The 24708-nt window shown below is 41.3% G+C and carries 25 protein-coding genes; 12 read left to right on the top strand and 13 right to left on the bottom strand.

Features of this window, described 5'->3' with window-relative positions; all coding sequences use genetic code 11:
• Entirely contained in the window at positions 1-606 is a 606-nt protein-coding gene (gene ccoO, locus FX988_RS02470) for a cytochrome-c oxidase, cbb3-type subunit II (protein WP_007991121.1), read from the bottom strand.
• Positions 607-617: 11 nt separating this feature from the next.
• Positions 618-2057 carry a cytochrome-c oxidase, cbb3-type subunit I gene (ccoN, locus tag FX988_RS02465; protein ID WP_160178181.1) on the bottom strand — a complete coding sequence of 480 codons (1440 nt, stop codon included), beginning with the start codon at positions 2055-2057 and terminating at the stop codon, positions 618-620.
• Positions 2058-2383: 326 nt separating this feature from the next.
• Here ccoN and FX988_RS02460 point away from each other — a divergent pair, with 326 nt between their 5' ends.
• Complete coding sequence (locus FX988_RS02460; RefSeq protein ID WP_254700702.1) at positions 2384-2758, top strand: hypothetical protein; 375 nt, start codon at positions 2384-2386, stop codon at positions 2756-2758.
• Between the two features lie 133 nt (positions 2759-2891).
• Here the strand turns inward: FX988_RS02460 and bfr (FX988_RS02455) are convergent, their stop codons facing one another.
• The 3 genes from bfr (FX988_RS02455) to FX988_RS02445 form a co-directional block, all read right to left on the bottom strand.
• Positions 2892-3359, bottom strand: coding sequence for a bacterioferritin (gene bfr / locus FX988_RS02455; protein WP_007987247.1), 468 nt, complete (start codon positions 3357-3359; stop codon positions 2892-2894).
• Positions 3359-3838: a bacterioferritin gene (bfr, locus tag FX988_RS02450; protein ID WP_160178179.1), complete on the bottom strand. Its 480-nt coding sequence runs from the start codon at positions 3836-3838 to the stop codon at positions 3359-3361. The genes bfr (FX988_RS02455) and bfr (FX988_RS02450) overlap by 1 nt, the downstream gene beginning before the upstream one ends.
• A gap of 330 nt (positions 3839-4168) precedes the next feature.
• A complete protein-coding gene (locus FX988_RS02445; protein ID WP_160178178.1) occupies positions 4169-5257 on the bottom strand; it encodes a DUF21 domain-containing protein in 1089 nt (362 codons plus the stop codon).
• Between the two features lie 310 nt (positions 5258-5567).
• Between FX988_RS02445 and FX988_RS02440 the strand changes: the two genes are divergently transcribed.
• From FX988_RS02440 to FX988_RS02415, 6 genes are all read left to right on the top strand, one after another.
• Positions 5568-5801 (top strand): hypothetical protein, encoded by a 234-nt coding sequence (locus FX988_RS02440; RefSeq protein WP_160178177.1) that lies wholly within the window; start codon positions 5568-5570, stop codon positions 5799-5801.
• Entirely contained in the window at positions 5798-6628 is an 831-nt protein-coding gene (locus FX988_RS02435) for a mechanosensitive ion channel family protein (protein WP_160178176.1), read from the top strand. The genes FX988_RS02440 and FX988_RS02435 overlap by 4 nt, the downstream gene beginning before the upstream one ends.
• 43 nt (positions 6629-6671) lie before the next feature.
• Positions 6672-7199, top strand: a complete 528-nt coding sequence (locus FX988_RS02430; RefSeq protein ID WP_160178175.1) for an RNA polymerase sigma factor — start codon at positions 6672-6674, stop codon at positions 7197-7199.
• A 198-nt stretch (positions 7200-7397) separates the two neighbouring features.
• Positions 7398-7616 carry a lipopolysaccharide assembly protein LapA domain-containing protein gene (locus FX988_RS02425; RefSeq protein ID WP_160178174.1) on the top strand — a complete coding sequence of 73 codons (219 nt, stop codon included), beginning with the start codon at positions 7398-7400 and terminating at the stop codon, positions 7614-7616.
• A 117-nt stretch (positions 7617-7733) separates the two neighbouring features.
• A complete protein-coding gene (locus FX988_RS02420; protein ID WP_160178173.1) occupies positions 7734-8834 on the top strand; it encodes an OmpA family protein in 1101 nt (366 codons plus the stop codon).
• Positions 8835-9132: 298 nt separating this feature from the next.
• Complete coding sequence (locus FX988_RS02415; protein ID WP_160182073.1) at positions 9133-10011, top strand: phospholipase A; 879 nt, start codon at positions 9133-9135, stop codon at positions 10009-10011.
• A gap of 63 nt (positions 10012-10074) precedes the next feature.
• Here FX988_RS02415 and FX988_RS02410 read toward each other — a convergent pair whose 3' ends face one another.
• Both FX988_RS02410 and FX988_RS02405 read right to left on the bottom strand, forming a co-directional pair.
• Positions 10075-12282, bottom strand: a complete 2208-nt coding sequence (locus FX988_RS02410) for a response regulator (protein WP_160178172.1) — start codon at positions 12280-12282, stop codon at positions 10075-10077.
• 55 nt (positions 12283-12337) lie between these two features.
• Positions 12338-12865, bottom strand: coding sequence for a hypothetical protein (locus FX988_RS02405; RefSeq protein WP_160178171.1), 528 nt, complete (start codon positions 12863-12865; stop codon positions 12338-12340).
• A 310-nt stretch (positions 12866-13175) separates the two neighbouring features.
• On the opposite strand from FX988_RS02405, the gene FX988_RS02400 reads away from it, so the two are divergent.
• Positions 13176-13976: a helix-turn-helix domain-containing protein gene (locus tag FX988_RS02400; RefSeq protein WP_160178170.1), complete on the top strand. Its 801-nt coding sequence runs from the start codon at positions 13176-13178 to the stop codon at positions 13974-13976.
• A 194-nt stretch (positions 13977-14170) separates the two neighbouring features.
• Here FX988_RS02400 and FX988_RS02395 read toward each other — a convergent pair whose 3' ends face one another.
• Together FX988_RS02395 and FX988_RS02390 are read right to left on the bottom strand one after the other, a co-directional pair.
• Positions 14171-15316, bottom strand: coding sequence for a 6-phosphofructokinase (locus FX988_RS02395; RefSeq protein WP_201751627.1), 1146 nt, complete (start codon positions 15314-15316; stop codon positions 14171-14173).
• Complete coding sequence (locus tag FX988_RS02390) at positions 15294-16292, bottom strand: 2-hydroxyacid dehydrogenase (RefSeq protein ID WP_160178169.1); 999 nt, start codon at positions 16290-16292, stop codon at positions 15294-15296. Before FX988_RS02390 ends, FX988_RS02395 begins: the two co-directional genes overlap by 23 nt.
• A gap of 332 nt (positions 16293-16624) precedes the next feature.
• Between FX988_RS02390 and FX988_RS02385 the strand changes: the two genes are divergently transcribed.
• The 4 genes from FX988_RS02385 to FX988_RS02370 all read left to right on the top strand — a co-directional run bounded on the left by FX988_RS02385 (position 16625) and on the right by FX988_RS02370 (position 20835).
• The gene (locus FX988_RS02385; protein ID WP_160178168.1) at positions 16625-17545 is read left to right on the top strand and encodes a diguanylate cyclase; all 921 of its coding nucleotides are present in this window, start codon (positions 16625-16627) and stop codon (positions 17543-17545) included.
• 226 nt (positions 17546-17771) lie between these two features.
• The gene (locus FX988_RS02380; RefSeq protein WP_160178167.1) at positions 17772-18200 is read left to right on the top strand and encodes a MerR family transcriptional regulator; all 429 of its coding nucleotides are present in this window, start codon (positions 17772-17774) and stop codon (positions 18198-18200) included.
• Positions 18190-20445, top strand: coding sequence for a heavy metal translocating P-type ATPase (locus FX988_RS02375; protein WP_412761918.1), 2256 nt, complete (start codon positions 18190-18192; stop codon positions 20443-20445). The genes FX988_RS02380 and FX988_RS02375 overlap by 11 nt, the downstream gene beginning before the upstream one ends.
• Positions 20446-20481: 36 nt before the next feature.
• Complete coding sequence (locus FX988_RS02370) at positions 20482-20835, top strand: cupredoxin domain-containing protein (protein ID WP_160178166.1); 354 nt, start codon at positions 20482-20484, stop codon at positions 20833-20835.
• 87 nt (positions 20836-20922) lie between these two features.
• On the opposite strand, the gene FX988_RS02365 is transcribed toward FX988_RS02370, so the two are convergent.
• The 4 genes from FX988_RS02365 to FX988_RS02350 all read right to left on the bottom strand — a co-directional run bounded on the left by FX988_RS02365 (position 20923) and on the right by FX988_RS02350 (position 24447).
• On the bottom strand, positions 20923-21351 hold the full coding sequence (locus tag FX988_RS02365; RefSeq protein WP_160178165.1) for a response regulator transcription factor: 429 nt from the start codon (positions 21349-21351) through the stop codon (positions 20923-20925).
• 128 nt (positions 21352-21479) lie between these two features.
• Positions 21480-22118: a response regulator transcription factor gene (locus FX988_RS02360; protein WP_160178164.1), complete on the bottom strand. Its 639-nt coding sequence runs from the start codon at positions 22116-22118 to the stop codon at positions 21480-21482.
• 4 nt (positions 22119-22122) lie between these two features.
• Entirely contained in the window at positions 22123-23304 is a 1182-nt protein-coding gene (locus FX988_RS02355) for a two-component system sensor histidine kinase NtrB (RefSeq protein WP_160178163.1), read from the bottom strand.
• A gap of 261 nt (positions 23305-23565) precedes the next feature.
• A complete protein-coding gene (locus tag FX988_RS02350) occupies positions 23566-24447 on the bottom strand; it encodes a universal stress protein (RefSeq protein ID WP_160178162.1) in 882 nt (293 codons plus the stop codon).
• Between the last annotated feature and the right edge of the window lie 261 nt (positions 24448-24708).

Below are 24708 nucleotides of genomic sequence, written 5' to 3'. Positions count from 1 at the left end.
TTACTTCAACGCAGTTCCAAGAGATTGTAAGTATGCAACTAGGGCATCTATCTCATATTTACCTTCAACCGCAGCTTTCGCTCCCGCAATATCTTCGTCGGTGTAAGGCACACCAAAGTCACGAAATACAGCGAGTTTCTTAGCAGTTAACTCACCACTAAGCTGATTTTCAAACAACCAAGGAAAACCAGGCATATTGGATTCAGGTACAACATCACGTGGGTTTCTTAAATGGACACGGTGCCATTCATCACTATAACGACCACCGACTCGGGCTAAGTCTGGCCCTGTGCGCTTAGAGCCCCACAAGAATGGATGCTCCCACACGGATTCGCCCGCGACAGAGTAATGGCCATATCGTTCTGTTTCTGCGCGAAATGGACGGATCATCTGACTGTGACAACCGACACAACCTTCGCGAATATATATATCACGACCTTCCATTTCCAAAGCAGTGTATGGCTCAAGTCCGTCAACCGGCTTCATTGTTTGCTGTTGGAACATTAGTGGTGTGATTTCAACCATGGCGCCCAAACTGATGGCAACCAAGATTAAAATGGTTAATAGGCCAACGTTCTTTTCAATTATTTCGTGTGCGTTTTTCATCAATACTACTCCTACGCGGTTTGAACTTCAGCGTCTGAACGAACGGTCTCGTCTTCAGACTTAGAACGAATGGTCATGTAGCAGTTGTAAGCCATGATAAGCATACCGACAACCACAAAAACACCGCCTAGGAAGCGTACAAAGTAGAAAGGTTTAGACGCTTCAAGCGCTTCTACAAAGCTGTAGGTAAGCGTGCCATCAGCATTTACCGCACGCCACATTAGGCCTTGTAAAACTCCTGACATCCACATCGCAACGATGTAAAGCACCACGCCTATTGTTGCTAACCAAAAATGAACGTTTATCAAGTAGATGCTGTGCATTCTAGGTTTATTAAATAACACCGGAATAAGATGGTAGATAGAGCCTATTGATACCATAGCAACCCAACCTAGCGCACCAGAGTGAACATGTCCTATTGTCCAGTCAGTATAATGCGAAAGAGCATTAACGGTTTTTATGGCCATCATGGGGCCTTCAAAAGTAGACATTCCATAGAACGACAATGATACAACCAAGAAACGTAAAACGGGGTCAGTACGTAATTTATGCCAAGCGCCTGATAGCGTCATAATACCATTGATCATGCCACCCCAAGACGGAACGAACAAAATGATCGACATAACCATACCCACAGACTGAGTCCAATCAGGTAGGGCAGTGTAATGAAGGTGGTGAGGGCCCGCCCAAATATAAAGCGAAATCAACGCCCAGAAATGAACAACCGATAAGCGGTAAGAATAAACTGGACGACCCGCTTGCTTAGGAACGAAGTAGTACATCATGCCCAAGAAACCCGCTGTTAGAAAGAAACCTACAGCGTTATGTCCGTACCACCACTGCATGATAGCGTCTACTGCACCGGCATAAATTGAATATGATTTAAATAGGGAAACAGGAATCGCCATACTGTTACCAATATGAAGAACCAGAACGGTAAGAATAAATGCGCCGAAGAACCAGTTAGCGACATAAATATGTGACACCTTACGGATAATCATAGTACCGAAAAAGTTAATCATGTATGCCGTCCAAACCAAGGCGATCAGGATGTCGATAGGCCATTCTAATTCAGCGTATTCTTTAGTTGAAGTTAACCCCATAGGTAAAGTTACAACTGCAGAAAGAATAACCGCTTGCCACCCCCAAAAGGTAAATGCAGCAAGTTTGTCACTAAAAATACGTACCTGAGAAGTACGCTGAACCACATAAAATGAGGTTGCCATCAGTGCACAGCCACCAAACGCGAAAATAACGGCGTTAGTATGCAATGGTCTTAAACGAGAAAACGTTAACCAAGGTGTGTCAAAATTAAGGGCAGGCCAATATAACTGGGCCGCTATAAACACGCCTAGCGACATGCCAATAATGCCCCAGACGACTGTCATAACTGCAAACTGACGGACAACTTTATAGTTGTAGTCAGGGTGTACTTGAATCGCTTCACTCATTTTAATGAATCTTCCACTTCAATAAGGATGTATGTGTCTCTCGTGTGTGTCCTAGCTCATGTTCGTTTTGTGTATGTGTACATTAAACAAGCATAGCTATACCCATACACAAAACTAGCATGTTAAAAACCCGCGTATGATAATCAAAACAAGGCTAAAAAGATAGGTTCAAACGTACTTGTAAGCGCAGTTTCTATGTTGCAAACTTGATGCAAATCAAGTTATTAAATTACCTATCTGTGAATCGTACATTAATCAGGCGTTTTTGGCCGTTTGGCCTCATTTTACTTTTACTTTTTTTCGTTTACTTAAACTCAATAGATAATGTGAATACACAGCACGGAGCACAATGTGAGTTAATTGAAACGCAAACCTGTGTCGCCGCCTTAGATGGGCGTGAGTTTGCTGGGCGGCTTTTGCAAAATCCTCAAGTGGAAGAGGAGCTGCAGATTGAGCTAATCTACCCAAGCCAATACGATTTACAGCAGAGTTATATTCAGGGTATTAATATGTATATGGGGCAAACTGCCCTGTTGAATACGAGTATGGAAAGTAACGCTGAGCGGATTATCTCGAAAAATACCTTTTTTCTCGGTGCATGCAGTGAACGAAATATGCGCTGGCAACTGGTATTACTGTTTGTGAATGAAGCTAGCGGTGATGAAAAACGCGTGTTTTTTAATTTTGAAACCCAGTATTAAACAATACCGCCCTCAATATAAATGGCGAAATAGGAGACACGTATATTGCGACGCTACGAAAACGCTAAGCACCAAAAAAAATGCCTAGGCAATAGCGATTGACTAGGCATTTAATGGAAAATAAATTTAAAATTTACATTTGAGACTGCAGGTAGTTGGACAAACCAACACGTTTAATTAATCCAAGCTGTTGTTCTAACCAATGAGCGTGATCCATTTCGGTGTCATCCAGCAAGACCATCAACATGTCGCGCGTGACATAATCCTGCTCTGTTTCTGCTAAAGCAATCACTTCTTTAAGTTTATCACCTACTGCATATTCCACTCGTAAATCACTTTCAAGCATAGACGGAACATCAGTACCGATAACCAAACCATCACGGTCTACCATGTTCGGCGTGCCTTCCAAAAATAAAATGCGCTCGATTAATTTGGTTGCATGGCCTTTTTCATCATCAAACTCATGATTAATACGTTCGTAAAGTTTGTTCAATCCCCAATCAAGGTACATTTGTGAATGCACAAAATACTGATCCATTGCGGCTAATTCATAAGCGAGAAGGGCATTCAAACCCGAGATTACATTTGTTTTACCTTGCATTAGTCTTCCCCTTCAATAACTTGAGCTTGTAGATAGTTTTGTAAGCCCATGTGTTTAATTTGATACTCTTGCGTTTCTAGCCAATCCAAATGATCTTCTTCGTATTCTAGAATGTCTTCTAGTAAGTCACGAGAAACATAGTCTTGTTCTTGCTCACATAAACTAATAGCGTCTTTGAGCACTGGTATTTGGTGTTTCTGAAATGTCATATCACATTGCAACATTTCTTCGGTGTCTTCACCGATCAATAATTTACCCAACATCTGAAGATTAGGTAATCCTTGTAAAAACAGCACACGCTCAATGATAGCGTCGGCTTGCTTCATATCTTTGATGGACTTTTTATAGCATTTTTTATCCAGTGCATTTAGGCCCCAATTTTTGTACATCCTAGCATGTAAAAAATACTGGTTGATTGAGGTTAATTCACCTGTCAAAACTTCATTTAACGCTGAGACAACCTTTTTGCTACGCAACATAATTCCACCTATTTAATAATCTGATTTAGCCTTTAAAAGGCTTATCATGAACCGAATGCGAGGAGTATAGAATATAAACCAGGATAAATCAAAAAAACCTTTTATTTCATATAGATAGATAATGAAAATGAGAATAGTTGATGATTGTATCTTGATTCTTAACGGGGTCGGATTAATGAAAATCATCAACTGATTTATAACAAGTCAAGCTGAACTTAACATGGTGCAAGCTTTAATTAAAACGAGCACCATAACGATATCAAAACAAAAGGTTTACTGCTTTTTGCATATTCTTTAGAACTCACTTTTTATCATGTGCTTTTTTGATGGTTATTTTATGTCCATCACTTCGTCATTAGCGTTTGATGTAAAATCCGATTCGTTTCCGCTGATAAGCGCTTTGCGTCCTATACCTTTTAGAAGACGCCCCAAAATATCCGCTCCAGTAATTAGTCGGGGGGACGTCTCAGACCACACCACTATCACATCTGCATGTAGTACTTCATCTGAGCTTGCATCTATATCTTGAGTGATTTTTAAGCGTTGCATCGCATCACCCAAGGTACAGTTTTCATCCTCAATAATAAGTGGCCTGTGACAAAACACATAAGGATCACATGGTGCATTGTCCACCAAGGTAGCACGAATAAAACCATCGGCATCTAACATCAAAAGCGGGTTACGTGCATCGTCCAACAACAAAACCCATTTATGTCCAGAGGCATTAACCCGGTTCACAAAGTCAGTAAAGCCTTCTGTTCCTTGTTCCGGTAACAAAGGTAAATCTAATTTGCATGGCATCACTAACATGCTTTTCGGATCGATTATTTCGCCTTCTTCATTCACTGTGATGTTGTCTACTTGTAGAAAGTTTAAAGCACCAACCCCTTGCACATGTTCAACATCTGCTTCATCTGCTTCAATATGCGCTTTTATGATGGCCGTGAGCTCTCTTTCTCGAAAGTAAGTGATGCCTTCTCGCCCTAACCAGCCGTCTAAAATTAATGCTGTGGGTTTTGCCACGATAAACAAAATAACCTGATAAAAACGAATAATGGGCGTGAGCTTAGAGGCCACTTGCAACGCGTTTCGTGAAAAGTACGCTTGCGGGAATATCTCTCCTAAAAACGTAATCACAATAGTAGAGAATAAAAACGAATACATACCCGCTAACACAGAGTCAGACAGCAGAGTGAGCAAGACGTTTATAGATACATTGCCCCACAATATCGTTGCAAGTAGAAAATTTGAGTCTTCGCGCATTGATAAGATAACCGATGCATTACCGTTCCCCTGTTTTGCTTCGACGTCTAATTGCAGACGACTTAGACTAAAAAACGCTAAGTTCAAACCCGAAAAAATAGCAGATTGCGTGACACAAAATGCAATCCCAAACCAAATTAGTATATCTACAGTCATGTTATATCTCATGTGCTAGGAGCTAAGCTCCTAATATTATTGTATATTTAAACTATGGACTTAGTCATTATTATGTCCAGTTTTGCAAAGTAATGACGTTAACTAGGCTTATAAAGTCACAGTCGTTAGAAATTAATTTCAGCATATTTGACGTAACTCTATTTTTATCTTTTATATGTGACTTTTTAATGAGGGATTACGTCCAGTATTTATAGCTAACATTAGGTTAGTTTTTTTGATGAATTGATCGTGTTTGATGAACTGACCGAGCTGCACGACGATGAAAATAATTTTCGGGAGGAGTATGAAAATGAGCGATGATGAATACCAGGCACTTGAGCGAAGACTGGCTAAAGCTGCTTTAACGAAGCAAGCACTGCCAGAACCTAAAGCGCTTGCAGCTAAGGTCGTCAAGCAAGACAAATCTAAAGAACTTGTTCGACTCGGTGTACATGGGGTGTTCTCGATGCTGTTGACTCTGTTTGCACCGTTAATGATGAGTCACAGCAAAAAATTATTAAAGAAAAAGGTTAAAGCCCAATGAAAGAGAATATTAGTATTTGGTTTGAAGCCGTGTCAGGCTCTCTCACCGCACTTTTCGAAGAAGTCGCCGGTTTTTTACCCTCATTGTTCGCTGCACTTGTCATTTTACTGGTAGGGTATTTTGTCTCTCGACTATTACGTTTTGCCGTTTCATCGATACTTAAAAAAGTCGGCGTTGACAAGTTGGCCCAGGCGACAGGTATTGACCAACAACTATCGAAGTTTGGAAAAAACGTTGGTGTATCGAGTACATTAGCCGTCTTGGTTTTTTGGATTACGTTTTTAGTTTTCATTGTCACTGCAGCAGATTCGTTAGGATTGTCTCAGTTAGGTGAAACCATGGATCAATTCCTGCGGTTTATCCCTAAAATTATTGCCGCGACGCTGATACTTCTATTTGGTCTTGCTGCTGCCAACTTAATTAAAAATGCAGTCTATAATGCCGCTAAAGCGGCTGAATTTGATTTTGCTCGTCCACTGTCTAAAGCCGCATATGGTCTGGTTGCGATCTTGACCCTCTCTTTGACGATAAACCAACTCGACATTGATACTGTTTTACTCGATACCATTATTGCTATCGCTCTCGCTACGCTAGGCGTAGGTACCGCAATTTCGTTAGGCTTAGGGAGTCGCGAAGCATCACAGAATATTATTTATTCATTGTACGTTTCAGACACCGTCAAAGTAGGAGACAGCGTAACAACGAAGGACGGAATACAAGGTAATGTTGTTGAGATCACCGCAGTAGTCACTATCCTACGTACCCCAGATGAAAGTTTAAAAGTGATTGATAATAAGAACTTTTTAGATGGGCTGACTATTCATTGAGTTTACAATTTAGGGAAAGAAAGCGCTTGGTTGTATAACGCACTTGCAAGCATTAACCGATATTCAACTTGTCAAACGTACCTTGCAGCGTCGCGGCGATGCTTCGTTGGCGTTTGCCAAGCTATACGGCCGTTACCAACGTAAAATAGCCGCCTACATAGCGGCTAAGGTGTTATATAATCCGTCACTCGTTGATGATGTACTTCAAGATACGTTTATGACCGCGTGGCACAAGTTAGAACAGTTAAAGGACCATGATAAATTTTTCCCCTGGCTCGTGACCATCGCGCGAAACACTGCCATGGATGTGCTAAGAGAAAAAAAACGCGTAGACGACATTAGTTATTTACTCAACCAAGAAGAGCCAGAGACTGAAGACGACATTGATCTTGGGGAAACGGAAAGAATGTTAGCAAATTTAGAGCCCATTGACCGTGAAATCGTCGTTATGAAAGCCGTATTAGAGTGTTCATTTGAAGAGATAAGCGCTCAACTCGGGTTAGCCTTGAGTGCGAGTAAAATGCGCTATTACAGAGCTCTGGATAGGTTGAAATTGGAAACAACACTCTAACTTTTAAGATACGCAACAATTTTTACGATACGCAACGTAAACATCAGTAAGCCATTTAACGGTTTAATACGCTTTTAATATTAAACGTGTGACTTTTTTCACGCCTCCCTCGTCTAATACCCATCGTTATAAAGCAAAGATATGTAAAAACCGTTGCTTTACGTCTAGTCGTCAGTTTGATTAACACAGGAGTTTTTAATGAATTTATTTAAAGGCCATTTCAAACGAAATTTATACATAGCATTAATCGCGCTATGCGTCATTTTTGTTTTGCAGAATATGCAGCTTGATCATGTAACCTTTTTATTTTGGGATTTTGCCATGCCACGTTTGTTATTGATTTTAAGTACATTGTTAATCGGCATCATTATTGGGGCGCTTACTCCTTTTAAAAAAATAGTGTCAAAAAATAAATAAATTAAAACGCTGTGACTATTTTAAATGTCACCGCGTCTATTACAAAAATAACTCGTGTATCTAGTCTTAAATGCTGGCCACGAATAAAAATTATAAACGTTAGATAGAGGAATGGTAATGAAGAAGCACACACTTGCACTTGGCGTATCGATTGCGCTTTTATCCACATATTCGAACGCACAAGCTTCATCAGAGAAAGAAATCTGGGGTGGATTATTTGGCGAATACTATTCCGTTTACCCGGAGAAATTCGAACCGAACACAGCATACGACAGCGGCATGGGGTGGGGCGGTGAAATTGGAATGAAGCTAACACCTGATTGGGGATTTCGCTTCGAAGTGGCAAAACTTGATTTAGACGCAGAACGAGGCAGCGGTAGCATTACTGGTGAGCGTATCGGCGTGGATGCTTTGTATTTTATTAATCAAAGTAACTATTACATTTTCGGTGGTCTAAAAAATCAACGTTTAGATGAAAGCTATCGTATGGCCGATTTGGGTTTAGGGGCTCATTGGCAATTAAGTGACAAGTGGAAAGTTATTACTGAGATCGCCGGGTATTATGACTTTGGTCAAGGTAACCCTGAGTACAGCGCAAAGCTAGGTGTGGCATACAGTTTTGGTAAAACAGGCGGGCAACGTGTTAGCAAAGACACTGACAACGATGGCGTGATTGACCAGCGTGACTTATGTCCTAATACGCCTTTTGGCGCAACCGTTGATGCTGACGGTTGTACGCTAAAAGCGACGGACAGTGACCAAGATGGCGTCATCGATGCTAAAGATCAATGTGCCAATACACCGATGAACGACAAAGTGGATGCAAACGGTTGTAGTATATTTAGCGAAGAGTCCAAAACAATGTCGCTGAAAATACTGTTCGATAACAACTCAAGTAAATTGAAGAACATCGATGCAACGAGTGTCCAAGAGTTTGTCGATTTTATGCGCCGTTACGCAACTACCGATGCGGTAATTGAAGGTTATGCTTCAGCCCCAGGTACAGACGAATACAATATGAAATTGTCTGTGAAGCGTGCCGAAGCAGTACGTCAGTACTTAGTGGACCAATACAATATTGACAGTGCTCGTTTAGAAGCTGTGGGTTATGGTGAAACGAAGTTATTGGATAAGGCCAATACGCGCGAAGCACATCAGAAAAACCGCCGTATTGAAGCTTATGTGACGGCCACGGTGAAAATTGCTGTTTCTAAGTAATCGTCACTTCGTTTGGTGCATGGATACTTTGCGATAAACTAAAAGCCAATTTTTTAGGCTAAGGCACTCAAAAGAGTGCCTTTTTTATGGCACAATAAAGAGATGTAACAGCCTGACCATCCAACGAATCATTATATTGCCGTTGAAAGGATTTAAGTCGATAACCACACAGGTATTCAATGTGCAAACTTTCATACCCTATTCATTTTCCTGCGTCCTTGTTTTACTTTCTAGTGTAAGTACAGCTCAGCAACTTGGTACTGGTGAGAAAACCCTAGAGCAGTGTTTACTAAAGCAAATGGAGCGTTCTAGTGACGAGGTTACCTTAGGTGAACTGCGCTCATTATGTGCAAACAAAAACGATAATCGATTGCGTAAACGTAACCGATTGGAACACAGGGCATCGCTAAATCCATTCGCGCTGCTGCCTCACAAACCTAACTACCTTCTTCCTGTTACCTTTGCCAATATAAGTAAACGCCCTTACGGCGGCGATCCAAAAGCAGAAAAATATCAAGATACAGAAGCCAAATTTCAAATTTCATTAAAATATTTGGCAGTAGAAGACCTAATGTGGAACGGATTAGACGTTCAGGTCGCGTTTACCGTGGAAAGTTATTGGCAAGCTTATAATGGTGAAATCTCAGCACCTTTTCGTGAAACAAATTATGAACCGGAGGTTATATTTAATTATAGTCAACCTTGGTCACTGCTGGGCTTACCGGTTGAACAAACTTATCTTTCGCTAAATCATCAATCCAATGGCCAAACAGGAGACTTGTCCAGAAGCTGGAATCGTATTATTGGGGGGCTTGTCTTTGCGCAAAGTGCAAACGTAACTTGGGGGGTTCGTACTTGGTGGCGTATCCCTGAAGAAGATAAGCTCACGCCGGATGATCCGGATGGTGACGATAATCCCTATATCGAACGTTATATGGGATATGGAGAAATAGCCGGGTTGTGGAATATTTCTGATAATAATACGTTGGAAGTGTTATTTAGAAATAATTTAAGAAGCGACAACAAAGGAGCGATTCAGGTGGGCTGGACTTTCCCTATCACTCGCCACTTAAGAGGTTACATTGAGTATTTTAATGGCTATGGCGAAAGCTTAATCTATTATAACCAACATACTCAGCGCTTAGGGATCGGAGTTAAGCTCACTAATTGGCTATAAAAGGTCCTGCTTAATGAATATATAGGCATTAGTTATAGTTGAATTAGTATTGGCGCCTTTTGATTAAGTTACTTGTACACGTAAGGCGAGCTTAATCACATTATTAAGCTCGTGAAACATAACCGGCTTGACAAGATGATAGGTCATACCGGCTTCTCTTGTTTTAAGTTTATCCTCTTCGTAAGCGTTTCCGGTAAGGGCGACAATTTCAGTTTTGACCCCGTGAGCCTTGATACTTCGTGTTGTTTCAATGCCACTCATGTCTGGTAAATTTATATCCATAAGAATTAAATTAAAGTGCTGCGTTGTTGCTAAGTTTACGGCCGCTGCTCCTGTGTTAGCAACGGCAACAGAATGACCATGTCGTTCAAGCATAGTTTTAACGACCTCTGCATTAATGGGTTCATCTTCTACAAGTAATACATTTGCAGGTTCGAATGTCTCGGAATTCAAAATGTTCTTTTCTGATAAAACTCGAATTGAGTCAATAAAGCGATTTTTATCCATTGGCTTTGCGAAACCTTGCCACATATCGACAAATTTTAACTGTGTATGATTAATTGATTCGGGTGATGCCGAGATAAAAATAAAGGGCGGGGCGCTGGTATCGAACATCGCGTGAATCGTTTCTGCTAGCTCGTATCCGTTAAAACCCGGCATATGAATGTCAATAATTAGGCCTGCATAATCAAGTATCTCGTCTTTTTTTAGTAGAAATTTTGTCGCAGAATCAAATACATCAACCGTAAACCCATCCTCTTGTAGAATATGTGAAATGTATAATCGGCTGGTTTCTAAATCATCAATCACCGCAAACTTTGCAGAAGAAATTCGTTCATTGGTTGTACTGGCAGCATGGTTTCGCTTACTAGCACCTAGTGGAATCGATAATTTGAATGTGCTTCCTTTTCCTTCGGCACTATGTAAGGTAAGGCTTCCCCCCATTCCTTGTGCAAATTCTCTGGCGATCGTGAGCCCCAAGCCCGTACCACTAATTGAACTATCAACCCCCTTTGAAATTTGAACAAATTTGGAAAATACACGCTCATGATCCGCTGGTGCAATACCGACTCCACTATCGTTTATCAAGATATCCAACATATACTGCTTATCTACGATAGTGAGATTGACGTTAACTGACACCCCTCCATTATCGGTAAATTTAACGGCATTATTCACGATATTTCTCAGCGCTTGAGCTAGCCGCATTGGGTCACCAGTTACAAACTGCGGAAGTGAGCTTGAAGCGTCATATGAAAACGTTAACCCTTTCTTTTCTGCACTCGCTGTCATAGGTGCGATAACGCTGTCTAAAACTTTAATAAGTTCAAAATCAACCTTTTCGAAGGTAAGTACTTTTGCTTCAACCTTGGAAATATCAAGTAATTCATCGACTAACAACAACAGTTGATGGCCTGCTTTTTGGGCTTTTAGTAAATAGCTATTTTGTTTTTCAATATCAGATTCTTGCTGCGCTAATTCCAGCATCCCAAACATACCGCTTATGGGGGAACGGAGCTCATGACTCATATTAGACAAGAACTGGGATTTAATTTCCCGATCTAACCCTGCTTCTCTGTTAAGGCGATAAGTGCGTTTCGTATTACTAGAATACTTCTCAATAAGTCTAAACAACAGGTGTTCAATTGGGTAAATCAGTGCGACGATCGTAATGGCAAAAACAAATAAACTGATTAATGTGGCTAGAATACTCACATTGATCATACGCTGATTAATTTGTTCTTCGTTGCGCAAAAACTGCTCTTCTGCTTTCGATAAATATTGAACAAGTGAGTTATAAGACTCTGGGAATATATCCAATTCTTCGCGATATTGATTTAACCCTGAAGTGATAATCTGCTGGGTATGCGTAAAAAACGCTTTTGACAGACTATCAATGTTTTCTGTTTCCCCTAAGAACAAATCATATAGTGACTTAGACGTCCCTTGATAAAGCGTTCTAGGGAGTTCAGCGTTACTTAGGTACACATGGTTATCATTAAACAGGCCCATTAACGCAATCGTTTGGCGCTTAATAGCGATCTTCTTTTCTAAGTCAGATTCATGTTCAAACCTGTATAGGTTTAGCGTGATATCTCGAATAATAAGGGACTGATGCCCTGTTGTTTGTACAAATTGATGAGAGGACGACCGTTGTTGAGCAGTAATGTAGGTGTAAATCCATGGCAACGACAACAGTGTTATGCTAACAGTAGCATACACAAAGTAGCAGCGTCTTATTTTTCGCTTAACAATTCGTTCAATATTCACGATCCAGCGACCTTTTTAAATGTGATTTTCAAATGGGTAAACTCGATTAAGATCACTAAAATATAAGTTGAACGTGGCGAGGTTGAATAAGTAGTCCTTTCGTTGCTTCAGGCGTTAAAGGTGTGTTTAACAAATTGAAATCTACTAATGTTAAATCAGGTAAATGGTTGACTATGGTTTGTTGAATAAAGGTGATGAGCTGCGAAGATTCCGCAAACAGACTTTTGTCATCGTCTGTTTCTTTTAACTTATCAAATAACAGGTTATCTAAAATAAGGTGTTTATCTATTGGATCAAACGTCAGATGGCCTGTTAACTTACACGGTACTTTGACCCAAGCACCTTGGCTTTGTGCAAACATAGAAACTTCGATTTCAATATTTTGCTCTAGTACATCTAAAACAATCTTTGGATCTTCGAATGCCGCTTTAATGCCATTAAAGTCTAACGTGAAGGGAAATTGTTGGTTAAGTTGATGACTAATTTGTCTAACGGAGACTCTGTGCTTATTGTGCTGCTCAACAGCAAACGCGGAGCAGCTTAAAGACACTAATATCGCAATACCTGTGAATGTGATTCTCATAACGATGCCTGCTACTACTTCGATTGCTAGAGAATAGCTTCTTTTGTTTATTTATCTCTGCTACTTTAGGCGTAATTTCCTGAGAAAAAGCAGCTACATAATAAAATAACGAAGCGAAAAAGAGGAACTCGTTTCCCCCCCCAATTATGGGCAGAAGATGTGCGTAACGCTAAGCCCATAAATATCCACGACTAGCTCGAGTTAGGTATAAACCGAAACACAATACGCATTAGACCGAATATCAGCGAAATAGTATTTTAGATATGATCACGGCTCACCTTATTTATTATAACGGCCTAAGGAAGTTTACATGTCTACATCTCATTGTAAGTCTAGCCCTACGTGTGAATATTGTGCTCTGTCAAGAAATTGCACAGAAAATATAAACAGTACAAGTGCGATGCAAAAAGTTCAGGTGTTGACGCATAAAATCTATCACAAGGGAGACACACTATTTTGTGCAGGTAATGCATTTAATGCTTTGTACATCATGCGTTCAGGCTCCGCTAAAGCGAGTACTATGACTTTTGAGGCCGATGAGCAAATAGTTGATTTCTATTTTCCTGGAGATTTACTTGGTACAGACGGGTTTGCTCATAAATTACATGCCCACAATGTCACCTTTCTAGAAACAAGCAGTGTGTGTTACATAAGCTTAAATGCGGTGAATGCGCTGGTTGCCCATTCTGAGGTAGGCCGTCAGCAATTATTAAGCACTATGAGCCTCAATACACTGAATCAACAGCAGCAACTGATGAACGTACACAGCATGACGTCGATTCAGCGCCTGACCCGTTTTCTACTTGATTTATCCCTCAAGCTCGCTAAGCGAGGCTTATCGTCACAACAATTGACTTTAAGTATGACACGTATCGATATCGCCAATTATCTAGGTATGGCGATCGAAACGGTCAGCAGATTGCTAACGTCTATGCAACAACAGGGGTTGATTCACGTTCAGCGTCGCCAAATAACACTGCTGAATATGCCAGAAATGAACAAAATATGCCTGAGCGACCCATTCAGTCAAACGGCAGGAGAATATGATGTGATGCAACATGCTATGTTGCGCTCTGCGACTGAATATCCCCTATCAGGCACCAATATGTGAAGCGCAGTTCTATTAACAGATGGATGATTACCTCTCATGGAGTGTTAGAGATGAAGATACCTGCCTTACAGTCAGATTAACTCGACCAATATATCTTCATTGTGCCAGTGCCGTACGCGCCGCCTTCAGTGCTGAAAAGTTGATGCGTATTGGTTACAAAAATGTATTTGTCGTAACAGCGGAATTATCCAGTATCATTCATACTCACTCGATTTAGCGCTACGTCGAAACAACGCTTTTGTTCCAAAACATATGCCCATTGATAAAGCCGTTTGCAACGTTGGATCATCATTGGGGATATTGCGGGTTTTGTGCGCGACACAATCAAGAGACACTTCAGACAATTGGTTTCCTCGCTGAATAACAGCACAGTTATACTGCTTATTGATCACTAATTCAGCTGCATAGCTGCCCAAGTTAGTCGCAAAAATTCTATCAAATGAGGTAGGAGAGCCCCCTCGCTGTATGTGGCCTAATGTGGTAGAACGGATCTCGGCATCTGTAAGTTGCTCTAATTGCTGCTTTAATTGATCGCCAATCCCTCCGAGACGCGTAGGTTCAGGACTATCTTTTATCGTTTCTCGTGTACACACTTCACCGTCAATCGGTTTCGCACCTTCTGCGACCACGACGATGGAAAAATGATGGGTACCCATTCGTTTATTACAGGCGTCCGCGACTAATTTTATATCGTAAGGGTGCTCGGGTATTAAAATGCTATCAGCTCCACCAGCTATACCAGCATGAAGGGCAATCCAGCCTGCATTTCTCCCCATAGTCTCGACGATCATAATCCGTTTATGAGACTGCCCCGTGGTGCGCAAACGATCAATTGCGTCGGTCACTATACTAACGGCCGTGTCAAAACCAAATGTCCGTTCAGTGCACATTAAATCGTTGTCAATGGTTTTAGGCACGCCAACTATATTCATACCCAGTTTCGTCAATTCATAGCCGATACTTAATGTGCCGTCGCCGCCAATGATAACGAGCGCATCAAGGGCGAGTTCATCATAGTATCGTTTGACGGCCGCTGAATGATCTTCTCCCTTATAATCAAATGGATTGGCGCGGTTATGGGTGCCTATCATAGTGCCGCCTAACGATAGGATACCGCTACAGTCTTGATAGGTAAGTGTTCGAGAACGCCGCTCAATAAAGCCTAAAAAGCCGTCTTCGATACCAATTATTTCTGTTTTAGTCCTGAGCATCAGGGTTTTCGCGACCCCTCGAATGGCAGCGTTTAAGCCTGGGCAGTCTCCGCCACCGGTTAATATCGCGACGCGTGAGGGCTTATTTGATAGCTCATTGGATTGGTCAGGTGAAGTTATCGACGCCATTTTGTATTACTCCATTTTGTTCAAACTCGCTGATATTCTGTAACGTAACATGGGCAATTTGGGTTAAGGCTTCTTGGGTAAAAAATGCCTGATGACTTGTTACCAACACATTAGGGAAAGTAAGTAACCTCGCAAACACATCGTCTTGTATAACGCTAGAAGAAAAATCGTCAAAGAACAATACCTCTTCCTCTTCATATACGTCTAAGCCTAACAAACTAATTTTCTGTGCTTTTAACGCGTTAATTACTGCTTTAGTGTCAATTAATTTGCCTCTACTGGTATTAATTAATGTCACCGTCGGTTTCATTAAATTAATAGCGGATTCATCGATTAGGTGATGTGTTTCATCATTGAGGGGACAGTGCAGGGAAATAATATCACTTCGTGATAGCAACTCGTTTAATGGCACATAATCAACACCCGCAGCAATACATTCTGCGTTGGTTTTGACATCATAGGCCAAAACATGGCAACCAAACCCCAACATAATGTTGCTATAAATCTGGCCTATTTTGCCAGTTCCAATCACGCCCACTGTTTTTCCGTGAATATCGAACCCCAGTAAGTTATTCAATGAAAAGTTGCCTTCGCGTACACGATTGTGTGCCCGATGAATTTTACGATTTAGAGTCATTAACAGTGCTACTGCATGCTCAGCAACCGCGTAGGGGGAATAAGCAGGGACCCGAGTAACAACTAACCCTAGTTTTTTTGCTGTGGCTAAATCGACGTGATTAAACCCAGCCGATCGAAGCGCAATGAATTTAACCCCTTTGCTTTTTAGACTTGTTAATACATTTGCATTTAAACAATCATTGATAAATACGCACACCGCGGTTTCATTCGTGATCAGATGGACAGTGTTTTCATTTAAATGTGTCTCGATAAAGCGAATACTGTGTTCGTTACGGCTGTTTTCTTGGGTAAAATAGAAACGGTCATAATCTTTAGTATTGAAAAAGGCTATTTTCATTAGTGATAAACCCTATATGAATAAAGTGCTACTAACTTACCCAAGTTATTGTGCGGGAACCTTGATACCAAACAAGTTCCCTTTAAAAGAGCGATGTTTCATCGTATTTTGCCTCAATGAACGACAGATCATGAACCGATAGGGACTTCGGCTCGTATTCATTACTGCTTTTCTTTATAACGAACTAAACCAAGATTTTGCAATAATGAAAAGTACATGCCAAAGTTACTGTTTTAAACAAAAGGAACGTTTATTGCAGTTAACGCAAGTGAAATAAAGCGAGTATATGACAGCGCATCGACTCATTCAGACATGTATTTAAGAGGTGAATTGTGAACTTAGCGACTGACACATTAGCAAAGGTATCTTTGGAAAACGCGAGAATACTTGTGGTTGATGATCAACCTATTAATATACAAGTAATTAACCAGATATTAGGAAGCAGTTTTCAACTTAGGTTTGCAAAATCGGGACAAGAAGCGCTAGATATTTGTTTGTCAGACCCGCCTGATCTCATTTTGATGGATGTCATTATGCCCGATTTAGATGGTCTAACAACCTGCAAAATTATTAAAAACACCCCAAATATTAGTGATATCCCTGTGGTATTCATTACCTCTTTACAAAAAGCAGAGGAAGAAAATGCATGCTGGCAAGCAGGCGGAATTGATTATATGACGAAACCGGTAAACCCTTTGCCACTAACTAATCGCGTCAATGCTCATTTAACACAGAAATTCCAAGCAGACTTGTTGAAAAAGTTGGCGTATCTAGACGGCTTAACAGGAGTGTATAATCGGCGCTACCTTGACGACTATCTTGCTAGGCAAACATCGCAAGCTAAACGCACCAATCACGCTATTTCCCTTTTAATGATAGATATTGATTATTTCAAGCAATTTAATGATGAATATGGTCATTTAGTGGCAGACGATCAGTTAAAACTGACCGCGTATACGATAAAAGAATCTTTGCACAGACCCACGGATATAGTCGCTAGGTACGGCGGAGAAGAATTTATATGCGTCCTTCCCGATACTGGGGCTGAAGGGGCAAAGCACGTGGCAGAACTTATTCTTAATAATATAAGAGCGTTAGAAATTCCTCATAAATTGTCTCCGCACAAGTATTTAACAGTAAGTGTTGGCACAGCGACAATTGAAGCCAAGCAAAATTATAATATTGAATTAACTGCACTTGCTGACAAAAACCTATATAAAGCCAAGCACACTGGTCGAAATAAAGCGATTTGACTTAGTTATTCTTCTATATCTCCTTTAAAACGAAGTACCCGTCGCAATCTCATATTGAGGTACTGTGATACAAGATTACGTCACTTGTACCATCTCAATTATTTTTAAACTGATGTCGATTCTCCTTGACCTGTGAGTTAGACCTAGGTTTAACATCAATACATCAGGTATATAGCTCTTCGCTCAACGCTATCGTTAGAGCGCAGTTTAAAATGAGGATGTGCTCATGTTAGTTAAACAACTTGCAAATAAAATGTCGGTTACCCCGGATACTGTGCGCTATTACACTCGGATAAAACTACTTAATCCGACCAGCGACACCAGCAATGGTTATCATCAATACAGTGAAGCTGATCAAAAACGCCTCAGGTTTATTTTAAGCGCACGGCACCTTGGGTTTTCAGTAAAAGATATCAAAGACATTATTCATGAGTCAGAACAAGGTCATTGTCCGTGCCCGTTAACGAGAGAGTTAATTGCTCAGCGGCTTGTGGAAACCGAGGCGCTATTTCAACAAACCTTAAGGTTACGCAATCGAATGAAATCCGCGTTGCACCAATGGGACTCAGCGCCAAATGGTGCGAATGCTGATCAGGTTTGCAGCCTAATCGAAACCTTTGTCGACTCAAACGAGAAGGAGCTGAATGATGAATAAGAGTAGCCCATCCGTAAAAAACCAAAGCTTTATTATTGAAGGCGCCAGTTGTGCCAGTTGCGTCAGTAAAATTGAAAAAGTACTGCATAACCTGCAAGGAGTCGACGCTGTTGAAATGAATTTTGCGCAGCGCACTGTCAGTATCGATGGGAATGTAAATCAAGCGTCAATTATTCGCTCGATCCAAGAAATCGGATATAACGCGAAACCAATGGACAGCGAATCTGAGCAAGACGCGCTAGATGAGAAAGCGCACGCCGACGAGGCGCATTACAGGGATCTGATGCGTAATATGTATATTGCTTTGCTCGTTGGAGTCCCCTTGATGCTTTACGGCCTGTTTATTGGTGATATGAGCGTCGATACAATGAATCAGCGCGCAGTCTGGTTTGTTGTGGGCTTGATTACCCTGGCCGTAATGGTGAAAACCGGAAACCATTTTTATCGCGGGGCGTGGCAGTCATTCAAAAACCACTCTGCTAATATGGATACCTTGATAGCCCTGGGAACGGGCACGGCTTGGATATATTCCATGGTTGTGATTGTAGCGCCTGCAATATTACCTGAGATGGCACGCCATGTGTATTTCGAAGCATCAGCTATGATTCTTGGGTTAATTAATCTTGGGTTGGCATTCGAAGTTAAAGCACGTGGACGCACCTCTGAAGCTATCCAGCGTCTAATAGGATTACAATCGAAAACCGCGCGCATAGTCAAGGACGATAAAGAAATCGATGTGAGCATTTCGGAAGTACAGCTAAAGGATGTTATTCGTGTACGTCCAGGTGAAAAAGTGCCTGTAGACGGAGAAATATGTGAAGGAAAAACGACTGTAGATGAATCCATGCTAACAGGCGAGCCCATGCCTGTGAGTAAAGCTTCAGGAGATAAGATTGTTGCGGGTAGCATAAATAAAACCGGCAGTGTTCTTTTTAAAGCAACCCACGTGGGTAAAGACACAACGTTGTCGCATATTATTAATATGGTCAAGCGGGCACAAAACTCGAAACCGTCGATCGGCCGATTAGCAGATGTTATTTCAGGTTACTTTGTTCCAATTGTCATGATCTTAGCGGTGCTATCTGGATTAGCATGGCTGAACATTGGGCCACAGCCCTCAATAGCTTATGCGATCATGGCTGTTACTACTGTACTGATTATCGCATGTCCTTGTGCTTTGGGGCTTGCAACACCTATGTCGATAATGGTTGGAATTGGTAAAGCGGCTGAATCGGGTATTTTGATTCGAAATGGCGAAGCACTGCAAACCGCCTCTCGGATTACGACCATGCTCCTTGATAAAACAGGCACGATTACCAAAGGCACCCCAACTGTTACCGATGTCATATTGTTTAATGAACACAAAGAAGATGACATTATGCCGCTAATTGCCAGCTTAGAAAGTGGCTCTGAACATCCGTTAGCAGAGGCAATTCTAAGCTATGCAGCAGACAAACAATATAAAACCAGTCAAGTCAGTGATTTCGATGCTATTACAGGAAGAGGCGTGAGGGGGGAGCTCAACGGCGAGAGATTATTGTTCGGTAATCAAGCCTTGATGAACCAATTTGACATAGATGTAAGCCGTGGGGCTGAGCAAGCCCAAACAATGGCGAATGAGGCGAAAACTCCTATGTACTTCGCCCGCGGCGATATGTTAAGTGCAATTGTAGCAGTTTCAGATCCCATTAAATCCGACTCCGTTGATGCTATTGAGCGTCTTAAGAAGAAAGGGGTACATTTGGTGATGCTTACTGGTGACAATGAAACCACCGCGAAAGCGGTGGCAAAACGTGTCGGAATCGATAATTTTATTGCCCAAGTGATGCCACAAGACAAAGTCAATGAAGTGATAAAACACCAGCAAAATGGAGAAGTGGTTGGTATGACAGGCGATGGCATCAATGATGCGCCAGCTTTAGCGCAAGCTGACGTGGGTTTCGCGATTGGAACAGGCACCGATGTGGCAATAGAAAGTGCCGATATCACCTTAATGCGCGGCTCTTTACATGGCTTAGTTGATGCACTGGCGATAAGCCAAGCCACTATTCGCAATATCAAACAAAACTTGTTAGGGGCGTTTATATATAACGTAGGGGGAATACCTATTGCTGCGGGACTACTATACCCGATATTTGGCATATTGCTTAATCCGGTTATCGCGGGGGCCGCAATGGCGGCATCGTCATTAACCGTCGTCAGTAATGCCAACCGTTTACGCTTTTTTAAAGCGCAAAAATCGTAAATAACTCAGTTTTATCCGCAAGAAGGAGGGTAAGCCATGCTTTACGTAAATGTCCTAGGAATAGCGTTAATTGCAGCAATTGTTTGGTGGTTCTGGTTATACAAACCGCAGCAAGTCGCATCGAATAATAACCAAGTGAATATTGTCGTTAATAATGGCGTCTATCAGCCAAGCAATATTAAAGTAAATGCAGGGGAAAAGGTAAATTTGCGATTTGACCGACAAGACGCTGCACCTTGTGCTGAAATGGTAATATTTCCTCAGTTAGACATCAGTCAAGAACTGACAATGGGAACAAACAACCAACTAGCACTCCCTGCACTTGAGCAGGGCGAATACGACTTTCATTGCCAGATGCAGATGTACAAAGGCAAGTTAATCGCGAAATAGTTTTGTTTGTGCAGTGCTAAGGGCGCTTTCTTATTTACGGCAAGGTAATGCGATACACATTATACAGAGCGATAAACTAGCGACGCGTTAAACGCTAGGGGTATGCAACTGCGTGCTGTGGGTTTGACTCAAGAGTGACTTTACTTGTCGAACTAACATGTGTTCGACGTAAGGTTTTTCTATGAAATCAATAGCGTTTGCACGCATAGCCCTTACAGCGCTAGGAATATCACTGGAGCTCGCAAGAATAATAGTTGGGATATATATTCCACGAACTGCCATCTGTTCTAGCAGCGCTATACCGCTCCCTTTATTATTTTGTAAATCTGCCTCTAGTAGCAGGCAGGCTGCTTCATCATTAATAGCATGCCGTAAAAAGCGTTCTGCACTGACGAAGCTTTCTATCTCTGCGCCTAAGGGCGTCAGTAACTTTGTAAGTGCTAAGAGCGCTTTTCGTTGATGATCGACTAGATAAATAATCGGTAATTTTGGGTGATTTTTATGATGGTTGAACATTGACGCTTTAAGTTAATATCGATACCCAGCTAACAATATATCGTTCTAAGATTGGTGAATTGCGCTAGATCAAATAATCATTACTCTGCTGACATATAACACTGTCACAATTAATGTTATTTTTACTTTTATTCATTCGTTAAAAGCAACGTCATCAATTCTGCTAGGGATTTAACGCGCATCTTTTCCATCATGTTTGCACGATGAATTTCAATAGTTCGTTGGCTTAAATTAAGCTCGCTGGCAATATTTTTGTTGAGTTGGCCTGCTACAACGCGTTCCATCACCTCTTTTTCTCGTACTGTGAGTGACTTACATCTTTGTACAATATCGAGTGACTGAAAAGCCCGTTTTTGTGCCGTTTTATTTAACGTCAATGCATGGTGAATACAGTCGAGTAGCTCCTGTTCACGAAAAGGTTTCTGAATAAACTCTATTGCACCTTTTTTCATTGCCTCTACCGCCATAGGCACATCACCATGGCCAGTAATGAAAATAATCGGTAAAGGACACTTCAGTGCGTCTAAGCGCTGTTGACATTCCATGCCGCTCATTCCTGGCATACGAATATCCAGTACGATGCAACCACTTAATTGTTGGATTCTGTCACCCTCATGGGCAGTTAGAAAGGACTGTGCATTTGGGTATGTGGCATTTTTGATATCGACAGAATCAAGGAGCATGCTTAAAGAATCTAATACCGCCTCATCATCATCAATGATGTGAACTACCTGCTCAAAACTAGGAGGGGGATTGCTCTCTTTCATTGTTTTATTGCTCTTCGCTGTAACTGGTTATTTGCGGCTTTGCCGGCAAGGTAAAACTAAATATGCTACCTTTCGGATGATTGGGTTTGTGCTTAAGTTCACCGCCGTGAGATTGAATGATAGACTGGCAGATTGGCAACCCCATACCCATCCCTGATGTTTTCGTAGTAAAAAACGGATGAAACAAGCGTTCAGCGTTTTGTGTTGATATCCCATACCCCGTATCAGTCACGCTAATTTCAAGGTATTGCTCATTGAGCCATCGCGTTTCAATCATCACCGGATCAGTGGGTTGTTCTTCCATTGCATCTATGGCATTGCGAATAAGGTTAAACAATACCTGCTGTATCTGTATCTGATCAATCATTAAAAAAGGGGCAGGGGATGAATTTAGTGTGACCTCAACACCATGATCTAGCAATCGTGTATCGACTTTAGCCAAGTCGATTGTTTCTTCAATTAGCGCATTAAAATCAACATAATCTCGTTCTGAGTTACGTTTTTTAACGAAGGCTCTCAGTCGACGAATGACTTCTCCAGCTCTGAGTGCTTGATGACTGATCTTCTCTAACGTGTCGGTTAACCGCTGTTGTTCAGCTGGGTTGACGACGCTCTTTGAGCGAAGCAACATGTTTTTACACGCTTGAGCATAACTACTAACGGCAGACAATGGTTGGTTGATTTCATGAGCAATCCCCGCAGCCATTTCACCCATGGTGCTCAGGCGCGTTACATGTGCTAATTTTTCTCGGCTCGCTATAGCATCAGAACGGGCTTTTACCTGTTCGGATATGTCGCGAATAATACCCACAAACTGTTTTCGGCTTGAGTCTTTCACTTCTCCGACGGATAATTCAATTGGAAACACCTTGCCGTCCTTTTTACATGCTTTGACTTCGCGGCCTATACCGATGATTTTTGCTTCATTCGTTTTTATATAGTTATTAAGATAGGTATCGTGTTCTTCTTGATAAGGCGCTGGCATTAATATCTTTACATTTTGACCTATCACTTCTTCTATTGAGTAACCAAACATACGCTGCGCGGCAGTGTTAAATAATTCTATTGCACCTTTGTGATCAATGATAATCATGGCATCAACGGCGGCATCCAATAACGCATTTAATTGTGCATTGGCATCTATCGCTGACTGAGTTGAAGAGAGTCGATTAATAGGATTGGTCACTTAAATACTTTTTCCTGTCAGCTAAAATAATCTCGCCTCAGGCCTATACGTTTCTGTTGAAAGAGATTGAAGAACGCTAAGTGACAAAATTAACGAATATTTGATGTTTTTGATAGCGTTATTTAGCGATAGGCGTTGGCTTTCTCGCTTACTCATTTTGACTTTCTCGGAAATTCATTAATGAAACGCCGGCCACTTGGCTAGGGTCTTTTTTCATTGTTTGCACATTCTATAGCTGAAGCAAAAGAATAGAAGTTCACTCTAGGGTTGTATTATTAGGACATCGGTTTTTAGCAATGTCAGAACATTTTCTGCAGTGTTTCCTAGTACTTTAGCCTTTAAACCTTTACGACCGACACTGCCCATTATTACGAGCGCAGCGCCGATATCAGATGCAACACTAGGCACGATTTTATCTGGGTAGCCTGATTTAATATGAATATTCTTTTCAGCTATCTTCGTCTCGCCAAACATCTGCTTGATCTGAGGGATATATTTTTCCTTCGCCTCTTGTAACAACTTGCTCTTATTGATTATGCCGAGATCCTTCAAAACAGGTGACAGTGCCAGTCCGAAGCAAACATGCAGCGTCATATTATTAACGTTTGCCAATTGTATCCCCGCATCGATCACTTTTTGATTTAACGATTGTTTGGTTTTTTTGCTAGATGCAAGATCCAGCGTGAGCATGATGGATTGTTTCTTTCGCCATTTTTTATCTGCTACTAACAGCAAAGGTGCGCTGCCATTTCTTAACAAATGCCAATCTGTGGGAACATAAAAAGCATGTTCACTGCGATGACCCGTTTTAATGATTAAATCATATTGATGGTCAGCACAGTGTTGGGTAACCCAGCCAGCAATATCTTTGCTCCACACCATTTCATCTGTGGTGGACGACGGTAGGGAAGAGCCTGCAACTGTTTCATCCAACCAGGCTTGGCTTGTTTGAATAATTTTCTGTTTAGCATTCTCTAATTCTTGCTCAGGCGTGTTATCCGCTAAAATCGATAAGCGCTCATAACAGAAACCCACAACATGCACAGATGCATTAAACTGACTCGCTAATATTGCGCTGTGGCCCACTGCTTTTTGTAATGACTCTTTACGATCGGCAATCACTAATATGTGGTTAACATTCACAGTATTACTCCTTATTTCATAGACCAAACTATTGACTCTTACTCATTATATTAACTTAGGTTTAGCCCTAACAAATGATGTAAGACAAGTTTTACGCAAAAACTACTTTCATTTTAATGACGTGTTTTGCGAGGTAAAAAATTATACCGCATCTTGCTTGCATTTTTCTTAGCTGAACCTCAATACTATGCAAAAAGTGGCGATTTGGCCGATAACGTTTTTGAGTATCAATTTGGCTCAATCAAATTTGCCATTTTAGTA

This window comes from Paraglaciecola mesophila (genome assembly GCF_009906955.1).
Taxonomy (GTDB): domain Bacteria; phylum Pseudomonadota; class Gammaproteobacteria; order Enterobacterales; family Alteromonadaceae; genus Paraglaciecola; species Paraglaciecola mesophila_A.
Note: the sequence above shows the minus strand (reverse complement) of the source record. Positions and strands in the feature narration are given on the sequence as shown.